This window comes from Pseudomonas sp. TE3910, assembly GCF_056279025.1.
Genome location: NZ_JBWBQN010000001.1, coordinates 4,667,408 through 4,677,128, shown reverse-complemented (window position 1 = coordinate 4,677,128; position 9,721 = coordinate 4,667,408). Strand labels below are relative to the sequence as shown.

Below are 9,721 nucleotides of genomic sequence, written 5' to 3'. Positions count from 1 at the left end.
TCAGGGTATCGGCAGCGCCAGGCAGTGCGCAGCGGGCGACACGAAGGCCGACCGCTGCGCAGTAAGATCAATCAGCCTTAGCCGGCAACCGGCGCGCGCCAGTCATCAGAGCCGGAGGTACCCGAGACCTCATGCGTCCAGGTGATCTTGCGGTAGGTGAAATGCACGTCTTGCAGATGCGTGAAATGCGCGTTGCTTGGGTCCTGGCAGTTGTGCATGTAGTCTTTGATATAGACGATGATCGCGTCTTCCAGGGTGGTGGTGTAGTAATGCTCCTGGGTGCCGGACGCCGAGGTGCGGTACCACTTGATCTCGACCTTTCTAAGCACCTCACCGGACGTCAGTGCCGCCAGCAGCAGCGGCGAAGCCTTATCGAACACTTTGGTGACGACTGCGGGCTTGTGTACGCGCTGACCTGTAGGCTGGCCAGATTGCGGGTCACGGGGAATGATCACTTCGTGCTGGAAGCCCTGAACCATGACCTCATGCTCATGACCTTCCTGGTAGGTGTTGCCGACGGAATCTGCGGTAAAGGCACTGTCCGTAACCAGGCCTTGTTTGGTGCCCACGACGGACATGTATGCAGGAGTAGCCATTGGTATTTTCCTTGCTAAAAAGTCATTAAAACCGTGGGCGAAATCCGCCCCACGACGAAATGACTAATGCCAAGGATCGTGCCAACTTTTTAAAATGCTTTAAAATCATAAGCTTAAAAACAAACCAAACAGAACTGGTCGTTTTTTGCACAAATAATCAGGAAAAAGTGCGCAAGAAGTTGCGCAGTGCTGCGCAACTTCTTGCGCACTCGTCTGTACACACCGAAATATATGGCCTACGCAAATCTATACACAGGGTTATCCACATTTCAGTGCGCAACTTCTTGCGCACAATAGCCTAAAGCCATCATGCAAAAAAATGTGATTAACAGGCTGTTTTTTGCCCGAGAAAATCATCGTTCGATGGGCATCCAGAGTGCAGCAATCAGGGCTCAGGAATTAACCCCAGCAACGCACAGAACGCGTAAAATGCCCGGCATCTTTGACACCGTGCCAAAGCGTCACCCGTAGGAACCCGCAATGAAAATCGACAAACCCACCGCTATTGCCCGCCGCAACCAGCAATTGGGCACACCGGTGCTGAGCGCCGACAACTGCCTGTTCGCCGCGCTCGATCACAAGCGCAATATCTGGTGGTTTGATGTACCGGTGAAGCGCCTGCACACCGGCCTGGGTGACTGGATCAACCTGCTGTTGCACACTCCGGAGAACGACCAGTTGCAGCACTTGAAGGTGCCGACCAGCTTCCTGCGCACACGCCTGGAGGAAATGGAGGTGCGTAATGCGCACAAGCGCCGTACCACCATCAGCCTGGCGCTGAGCGCCGACCGCGATGCGTGGCTGCAGGATCAGCGTCCGGGCGGCAACAATGTCAGTTTCGCCCGGTTCCTGCAGAGCTGATCAGACCCGTTCGATACGGTCAGCGTGGATCACGATCAGGCCGTCCTTATACAAGGCGCCAATGGCCTTCTTGAAGTTGCCCTTGCTGACCCCGAACAGGTCGCTGATCAGTTGCGGGTCGCTCTTGTCGCTGACAGGCAACACGCCGTTGGCCGCCTTGAGCTTGTCGAGGATCAGGTCGTGCAGGCTGTTAACGGCCTGCTGGCCAATTGGCTGCAGGCTGAGGGCGATCTTGCCGTCGCTGCGCAGTTCCTTGATATAGCCCTTCTCCTGCTTGCCGGAACGCAGGAACTTGAACACTTCGTTCTTGTGGATAAGGCCCCAGTGCTTGTTGTCGATGATCGCCTTGAAGCCCATGGGCGTCTCGCCGGCGACCAGCAGATCGACCTGCTGCCCCACCTTGTAGTTGGCCGGCACCTTGTCCAGGTAACGGTCCAGACGTGAAGTCGCCGTAATGCGGCGGGTGCGTTTGTCCAGGTAGACATGCACCACGCAATAGTCGCCCGCACGCAGTGGATGCTTTTCCTCGGAGTACGGCATCAACAGGTCCTTGGGCAGGCCCCAGTCGAGGAAAATGCCAATGCTGTTGATCTCGACCACCTTCAGGCTGGCAAACTCGCCAACCTGCACCTTGGGCTTCTCGGTGGTGGCGATCAGCTTGTCTTCACTGTCCAGGTAGACGAAGACGTTGAGCCAATCTTCAACTTCAGTGGGCGTGTCCTTGGGGATGTAGCGGTTGGGCAAGAGGATCTCGCCGTCTGCTCCACCGTCCAGGTACAGACCGAAGTCCGTATGTTTTACCACTTGCAAACTGTTGTAACGCCCAACTAAAGCCATGTCCGAAAATCCTCGTTGCGAGGCCGGCATTCTACACCTGAACCGAAGACACCGCCCGGTCACTGAAGGTCTCTTTCAACCGTTCGTACCTGTGGGGTCGGCAAGAGAGCCTGCCTGTTCTATAAAGAAAGGGCATGCCCATGCAAGGATCCGCTCATGTACAGCCGCCTGTCCAAGTACCTGCGCCCTCTCCTGCTAGCGGTTCTCTGTAGTGCCGCACTGATAGCCTGCAACCGGATTGATCTGGCCTACCGCAACCTCGACATCCTCGTGCCCTGGTCGCTGAACGACTACCTGGACATGAACCGCGAACAGAAAACCTGGCTTAAACAGCGCCTCACGACACATTTGAGCTGGCACTGCCGCACCCAACTGCCGGGTTACCTTGAATGGCTCGATCGGGTGAAGGCGATGGTGGCCAGCAATCAGGTGTCCGAGGCGCAATTGCAGGCGCGCACCAACGAAATCAAGCACGCGATCGACAACGTAGCCAGGCAGATCACGCCTTCGGCGGTAGAACTGTTACGCGCCCTGGATGATGATCAGGTACGCGCCATGCGTCTGGCGTTTACCGAAGATACCCGCGAAAAGCAGGAAATTTACGCCAATACACCCTTCGATAAACAGATCGCCCAGCGTACCCGACGCATGGAAAAGCGTCTGACACCCTGGCTGGGTGAGCTCAGCGCGCAACAGCAGTTGCGGATCACCCAGTGGGCACACTCACTGGGCGCTCAGGGTAATGTCTGGATCACCAACCGCGCAGAATGGCAGGCGCAGTTCAGTGCCGCCGTGGAGCAACGGCAGTCTGCAGACTTTCCAGAGCGCCTGGAGCGTTTGCTGATCGACCGGGAACGTCTCTGGACCCCTGCGTACCGCCAGGCCTACCAACAGAACGAAGCCGCTACCCGCAGCCTGTTGGTCGACCTGATGGCTCAAAGCAGCCCCTATCAGCGGCAACACCTGGAGAAAAAGCTGGCACAGGTGCACCAGGATTTCAGCCAGCTCAAATGCCTGAAGGCGGGCGCCTGACTCACGCTTCGCGGCATTTGCGCCGGTACGGGAAGACGTCGATCACCTTGCCCGCACGGATCGCTTCCTGCAGGCCTTTCCAGTAATCGGCATCATAGAGTTCGCCATGCAGTTGGCTGAACAGGCGACGCTGGGCGCTGTCGGCAAACAGGAACGGCGGAAACTCTTCAGGGAATACATCCAGCGGGCCGATGGAATACCAGGGCTCCGAGGCCATCTCATCCTCCGGGAAGCGCGGCGGCGGGATGTAGCGGAAATTGACCTCGGTCAGAAAGCAGATTTCATCGTAGTCGTAGAACACCACCCGACCATGGCGCGTCACGCCAAAGTTTTTCAGCAACATGTCACCTGGAAAAATGTTCGCCGCCGCCAACTGCTTGATGGCCAAGCCGTAATCCTCCAGCGCGTCACGCACCTGGGCATCGTTGGCATTTTCCAGGTAGAGGTTAAGCGGGGTCATGCGTCGCTCAGTCCAGCAGTGGCGAATCAGTACGGTATCACCATGCACCTCGACGGTAGACGGTGCCACCTCCAGCAGTTCGGCCAGGCACTCAGGGTCGAACTTGCTCAGCGGGAAACGAAAGTCGGCAAATTCCTGGGTGTCGGCCATGCGCCCGACGCGATCAACACTCTTCACCAGGCGGTACTTTTCGATCACCGTGGCCCGATCGACACTCTTGGAGGGTGAAAAACGGTCCTTGATGATTTTGAACACTGTATTGAAGCCCGGCAGGGTGAACACGCTCATGACCATGCCACGCACCCCGGGCGCCATGATAAAGCGGTCATCGGTGCTGGCCAGATGGTTGATCAGTGCCCGGTAGAACTCCGACTTGCCATGCTTGTAAAAGCCAATCGAGGTGTACAACTCAGCGATGTGCTTGCCCGGAAGAATACGCTTGAGAAAGCCAACGAACTCGGCGGGCACCGGTACATCCACCATGAAATAGGAACGGGTAAACGAGAAGATGATAGAGACGTCCGCTTCATCGGTAATCAGTGCATCGATCTCGATACCGTGCCCTTCGCGGTGCAGTAGCGGGATCACCAAAGGCCATTGCTCGTCCTGGGTAAAAATCCGCCCGACCAGATAGGCACCCTTGTTGCGGTAGAGCACCGAGGAAAACAACTCGACCTGCAGTTGGGGGTCCTTGCACACCCAGTCCGGCAGGTTTTCTCGAAGTTGCACTTCAAGTCGCGCCAGATCGCCCTGCAAATCGGCATAGGGTACGTCAAACGAATAATCCGCAAAGACCTGCGCAAGCATAGCCGCCAAGTGCCCGTCAGGACGGTAAATGCGCGTTTGCGCGGCTCGCTCGTGACTGCGCAGCGAAGGCCGGGTGGTGTGAATGAACATGCAGCCATCGCTGATCAGGTCATGGCTGAACAGACTGCAGAAAATCGAGTTGTACCAGGTTTCGGAGAGCTCATCGTCCAGTCGTGGATCAATCAGGTCGATATAGGCACTCTTGACCAATGGCCAATAGGCGACATCCAGCAGCACCTCATCGGTAAACGCCTGGTGCAGGCGCTGGCTGACCTCGCTGACCTTGTCTTCGTAAAGGTTGATCCGTGCCGCCGAGGCGCTCTGCGTTTGCTGCCACTGGGCCTGCTCAAAGCGACTACGGGCACCGTCGGTAATACAGCGGAAATGCTCACGGTAGTCGTCGAAACCTTCGAGGATCATCCGGGCAATATCAGCGGCCGGCCATGGCTGGGGCATACAGGGACCTCGGTGTCGTGGATAAAGCCTGAGCTTAGGTCAGTCTCCCACAGGACGAAAAGACTCCTCGCACCGATACTTCGGCCAAAAGCTAGTAAACAGACCTGATTCAGCGCGCCGGTGTACTGCCCATCCCTGCGTATTACCAGATAGCGGACAACGCTACTGCAAGCGGCCCGCGCGAACGACATGATCCTTACTCAGGAAACCAGCGCAAGAAACAGAGCGAGGCGATCAAGCATTTACCGTAAACTCGCGGCCCGCACCAAGGACCGGAGACCCTCGTGAGCCCTATCGCCCTGACCCGCCTGCTGACCCTCGCTGCCGTGTGGGGGGCCAGCTTTCTGTTCATGCGCATTATTGCGCCAGTACTGGGCACTGTGCCCACGGCGTTCTTCCGTGTTTCGATTGCCTGTGCTGGGCTGCTGATGATCCTTGCACTGCTGCGAGTGGACTGGAATTTTCACGGCAAACTCAAGGCGTGCCTTGTGCTGGGCATGGTGAACTCAGGCATTCCGGCAACCCTGTACTCCGTCGCGGCGCAAGTGCTGCCAGCCGGCTACTCGGCCATTTTCAATGCCACCACGCCCTTGATGGGCGTATTGATCGGTGCGCTGTTCTTTCGCGAACCCATGACCCTGAGCAAACTCGCCGGCATTTTTCTCGGCCTGCTCGGCGTCGGCATTCTCAGTGGCGCCGGGCCGGTAGCCTTCAACCTGAACCTGCTGCAAGGCGCCCTGTCCTGCCTGGCGGCAACCACCTGCTATGGCTTCGCGGGTTTTCTTGCCCGACGTTGGCTCGACCACCAGGGCGGGTTGGACAGCCGCCTTTCAGCGCTGGGCAGCATGCTCGGCGCCACCCTGCTGCTGTTGCCCCTGTTCGGCTACAACGTCATGACCCAGCCACCGGCCAGTTGGGGTGGTTGGGAGGTCTGGTTATCGCTACTGGGCCTGGGGCTGGTCTGCACCGCCTTTGCCTACATCGTGTACTTCCGCCTGCTCAGCGAGATCGGCCCGGTCAAGTCGTCAACCGTGACCTTCATGATTCCCGCGTTTGGCGTACTCTGGGGAGCCTGGTTACTGGACGAACCGTTGTCTGCTGCCCACCTGTACGGTGGAGCATTGATTGCGCTGGCCTTGTGGCTGGTGCTCAAGCCCAGCGTGACCAGATAAAGACCTGTACCCGTCGTTGAGCGCATTGCCAGGCGCGGCGTAAGGCTGGCTGCCTGTACGCCGTGCCAGGCTCAGTTACCGCTAGGCCTCTTCAACCCTGCCTGACTGAGGCGCATAGGCCGGCTTGCGGAAGACGAACAGCAAGCCGATAACGATCAGCCCCATGCCCAGTACACTCAGCAATGCCAGTCGGTTGCCAAAGATCAGGTAATCCATGATGGCGGTCACCGCCGGTACCAGGTAGAACAAACTGGTGACATTCACCAGATTGCCCCCGGCAATCAACCGGTAGAGCAGCAAGGTGGCGAACACCGAAACCACTAATCCCATCCATAGCACCGACAGCAGCACGTCACTGCCCGGATCGATATGCAGCGGCTGAAAGGGCGCGAACACCCCACACAGCAGCAACCCTGCCAGGTACTGCAACGGCAGGGTACCCAATGGATTAGCGGTAATACGTTTTTGCATGATCGTGCCCAGGGTCATGCTCGCCAGCGCTAGCAACGCGAAACACATGCCGGCAAACGATACGCCTCCCAAGCCTATGCCCTGATAAACCACCATTACCAGCCCGGCCAGGCCCAGGCACAAACCAAACAGCCGATTCCAGGAGCGCTGACGCTCCATCAGCACGATGGTGAGAATCGGCTGCACGCCCATCACGGTGGCCATAACCCCGGGTGTGACGTGACCGTCCAGGGCCAACAGGTAGAAAATCTGATAAGCGCCAAGCAGCACGCACCCTGTTGAAATCGCCTGCAGCCTCGCGCGCCGGCCTTGCGGCCAACGCAATTTCAACAAGGGGCCAAGCAGCAGTAACGCTGCCAGGGCGATGACAAAACGGATCAGCAAAAAGGCAAAGGGGCTTGCGTGGGCCAGGCCCCACTTGGAAACAATCGCGCCACTGCTCCAGAGCAGGACGAACAGGCTGGTCGTGGCCGCCGCGGCCACGGATTCTTTCGAGATAACAGACATGAAATGCCACCTGTATTCGGGCAAGTAAGCCGAACGGTGCTGCCGCAAAAGGACAGTCAACCGCTTTCAGTAGTGTTCAGGCGTAATCGGGGGATGTCGCAGCACCAGCTGCTCAGCCCACTACGACAACCACGCCTGGGGGTGCTACGACACACCCTGGAACGCCACTGACAGGTGGTGGGTAATGGCTGATCATGGCCGGCTGCTGCGCGCCACGCACGACAACTACCGCGTCGGGCGCGGCAGCGTATGCAGTGACTGGACAGAATGCGGGCATGATCAGTTCTTCAATAGGGGGATTAACGGAAGGCACATGGCCTTACCGGGCCTGACTATAGTCAGCACCCGGTAACAGCGCAAGGGGTCAGAACAACCAGCGGTACAACAGGTAGGCAACTAGCACGGCCAGCACCGGGCGCATGACCCGATAGGCTTTTGGGTTGGCCCGTTTGAACTGCTTGACCTTGTTACTGATGACGTTACTGAAACGCTTGCTCCAGGCATACGCCTGGTTGATACCGCCAACACGCTCGTCATCGGTGTTCTGCGGTGCCGTGGCACGGCCAAGGAACGCACTGACACTGCGGTTGATGCGTGTCATCAGCGGGCTGCTGAGCGGCCGTTCGATATCACAGAACAGGATCACGCGCGTCGTGTCGGTTTCGTTTTTCACCCAATGCACGTACGTCTCATCGAACATCACATCTTCACCGTCGCGCCAGGCATACGCCTGACCATCGACGTAGATCCGGCAGTCGTCCGAGTTGGGCGTCGACAGGCCCAGGTGATAACGCAGGGAACCGGCAAAGGGGTCACGGTGCGGGTTCAGGTGGCTACCACCAGGCAGCAGGGCAAACATGGCGCCCTTGACGTTGGGGATACTGCTGACCAGTTCAACGGTCTTCGGGCAAAGCGCGTTGGCCGACGGCAGCGGCTTGTCGTACCACTTCAGGTAGAAACGCTTCCAGCCCTTCTTGAAGAACGAGCCGAATCCGGCGTCGTTGTCTTTCTCGGCAGCACGAATGTACCCCTCGTCGAAGAGGTGCATGGCCTCCTCACGGATCACTTCCCAGTTGTCCTTGAGCACATCCAGCTCCGGGAAACGGTTGCGGTCCAGGTAGGGCTTGGACGGCACCCCGGAAAACAGGTACATCAAGGCGTTGTAAGGGGCGAACAATGCCGAATGGTTGACGAACTGGCGCAACAGCGGCAAACGCGCCTTGCCGCGCAAATGTACATAGAGCGTGCTGCCGAAAAACAGCAGCAGTACACCTGCCTTGGCGACAAAGGAAAAGGTCATGCAACACTCCTTGGAATTTCGATCAGGCCATCGCTGCCGATTAATCGGCCATGATAAACCGATCCGGCCCTGGTAAAAACAACCAGAGCCGGACAATCACTGTTAAGGATTGTGCAACAAAGCGCGGCAGCGAATATTGCCGCGGATCAGGCAAACCGGCACAGGCAGCGGTATTACTGCTGGTTTTCCTGATCGGTGAACAGGTCACTGAACAACATGCTCGACAGGTAACGTTCACCGGAGTCGGGCAGGATGACCACGATAGTCTTGCCCTGCATTTCCGGTTTTTCGGCCAGGCGTATCGCCGCCGCCATCGCGGCACCACAGGAAATGCCACAGAGGATGCCCTCCTCCTGCATCAAGCGCCGGGCCATGGCCTTGGACTCTTCATCGCTGACCAGCTCGACCTGGTCGACCATCGACAGGTCAAGGTTCTTCGGCACGAAGCCTGCGCCAATACCCTGGATTTTGTGCGGGCTGGGCTTGATCTCTTCACCGGCCAGTGCCTGGGTGATGACCGGCGATACCATGGGTTCCACCGCCACCGACAGAATCGCCTTGCCCTTGGTCTTCTTGATGTAACGCGAAATGCCGGTGATCGTACCGCCTGTACCGACACCCGCTACCAGCACATCCACCGCACCATCTGTATCGTTCCAGATTTCGGGCCCTGTGGTTTTTTCATGAATCGCCGGGTTTGCCGGGTTATCGAACTGCTGTGGCATGAAGTACTGGGCAGGGTCGCTGGCAACAATTTCGTTGGCCTTCTCAATGGCGCCTTTCATCCCCTTGGCAGGTTCGGTCAACACCAGCTCGGCCCCCAGTGCCTTGAGCACCTTGCGACGCTCGATACTCATCGACGCCGGCATGGTCAGCACCAACTTGTAGCCACGGGCCGCCGCGACAAACGCCAGGCCAATACCGGTGTTACCCGAGGTCGGCTCTACGATGGTCATGCCAGGCTTGAGCTTTCCGCTGCCTTCAGCATCCCAAATCATGTTTGCGCCAATTCGGCATTTGACCGAATAGCCAGGGTTACGCCCTTCGATCTTGGCCAGAACGGTCACTCCGCGCGGGGCGATACGGTTGATCTGCACCAGCGGTGTATTACCGATGGAATGCGCGTTGTCAGCAAAAATGCGGCTCATGGCGGGGTCCTTTTGGCACCGTGCGAAAACTTCAAGGGTAAGCCTGCCCCTGAAGTGCGTCCAGCCCTCAAAAG

Annotated in this window: 9 protein-coding genes; 3 read left to right on the top strand and 6 right to left on the bottom strand. The window is 58.0% G+C overall.

Features of this window, described 5'->3' with window-relative positions:
• Positions 1-77: 77 nt before the first annotated feature.
• Complete coding sequence (locus ACZ9H3_RS21410) at positions 78-596, bottom strand: Hcp family type VI secretion system effector (protein ID WP_065760319.1); 519 nt, start codon at positions 594-596, stop codon at positions 78-80.
• A 480-nt stretch (positions 597-1,076) separates the two neighbouring features.
• Between ACZ9H3_RS21410 and ACZ9H3_RS21405 the strand changes: the two genes are divergently transcribed.
• A complete protein-coding gene (locus ACZ9H3_RS21405) occupies positions 1,077-1,457 on the top strand; it encodes a hypothetical protein (RefSeq protein ID WP_476222426.1) in 381 nt (126 codons plus the stop codon).
• On the opposite strand, the gene ACZ9H3_RS21400 is transcribed toward ACZ9H3_RS21405, so the two are convergent.
• Positions 1,458-2,294 carry a CvfB family protein gene (locus ACZ9H3_RS21400; protein WP_065761668.1) on the bottom strand — a complete coding sequence of 279 codons (837 nt, stop codon included), beginning with the start codon at positions 2,292-2,294 and terminating at the stop codon, positions 1,458-1,460.
• Between the two features lie 156 nt (positions 2,295-2,450).
• Between ACZ9H3_RS21400 and ACZ9H3_RS21395 the strand changes: the two genes are divergently transcribed.
• The gene (locus ACZ9H3_RS21395; RefSeq protein WP_476222424.1) at positions 2,451-3,326 is read left to right on the top strand and encodes a DUF6279 family lipoprotein; all 876 of its coding nucleotides are present in this window, start codon (positions 2,451-2,453) and stop codon (positions 3,324-3,326) included.
• 1 nt (position 3,327) lies between these two features.
• On the opposite strand, the gene aceK is transcribed toward ACZ9H3_RS21395, so the two are convergent.
• Positions 3,328-5,049 carry a bifunctional isocitrate dehydrogenase kinase/phosphatase gene (aceK, locus tag ACZ9H3_RS21390; protein WP_330522145.1) on the bottom strand — a complete coding sequence of 574 codons (1,722 nt, stop codon included), beginning with the start codon at positions 5,047-5,049 and terminating at the stop codon, positions 3,328-3,330.
• A 284-nt stretch (positions 5,050-5,333) separates the two neighbouring features.
• Between aceK and ACZ9H3_RS21385 the strand changes: the two genes are divergently transcribed.
• Complete coding sequence (locus ACZ9H3_RS21385) at positions 5,334-6,221, top strand: DMT family transporter (RefSeq protein ID WP_476222422.1); 888 nt, start codon at positions 5,334-5,336, stop codon at positions 6,219-6,221.
• A gap of 81 nt (positions 6,222-6,302) precedes the next feature.
• On the opposite strand, the gene ACZ9H3_RS21380 is transcribed toward ACZ9H3_RS21385, so the two are convergent.
• From ACZ9H3_RS21380 to cysK, 3 genes are all read right to left on the bottom strand, one after another.
• Positions 6,303-7,199 carry a DMT family transporter gene (locus ACZ9H3_RS21380; RefSeq protein ID WP_476222420.1) on the bottom strand — a complete coding sequence of 299 codons (897 nt, stop codon included), beginning with the start codon at positions 7,197-7,199 and terminating at the stop codon, positions 6,303-6,305.
• Positions 7,200-7,563: 364 nt separating this feature from the next.
• On the bottom strand, positions 7,564-8,499 hold the full coding sequence (locus tag ACZ9H3_RS21375) for an aspartyl/asparaginyl beta-hydroxylase domain-containing protein (RefSeq protein ID WP_330522140.1): 936 nt from the start codon (positions 8,497-8,499) through the stop codon (positions 7,564-7,566).
• A gap of 173 nt (positions 8,500-8,672) precedes the next feature.
• Complete coding sequence (cysK, locus tag ACZ9H3_RS21370) at positions 8,673-9,647, bottom strand: cysteine synthase A (RefSeq protein ID WP_099773833.1); 975 nt, start codon at positions 9,645-9,647, stop codon at positions 8,673-8,675.
• Between the last annotated feature and the right edge of the window lie 74 nt (positions 9,648-9,721).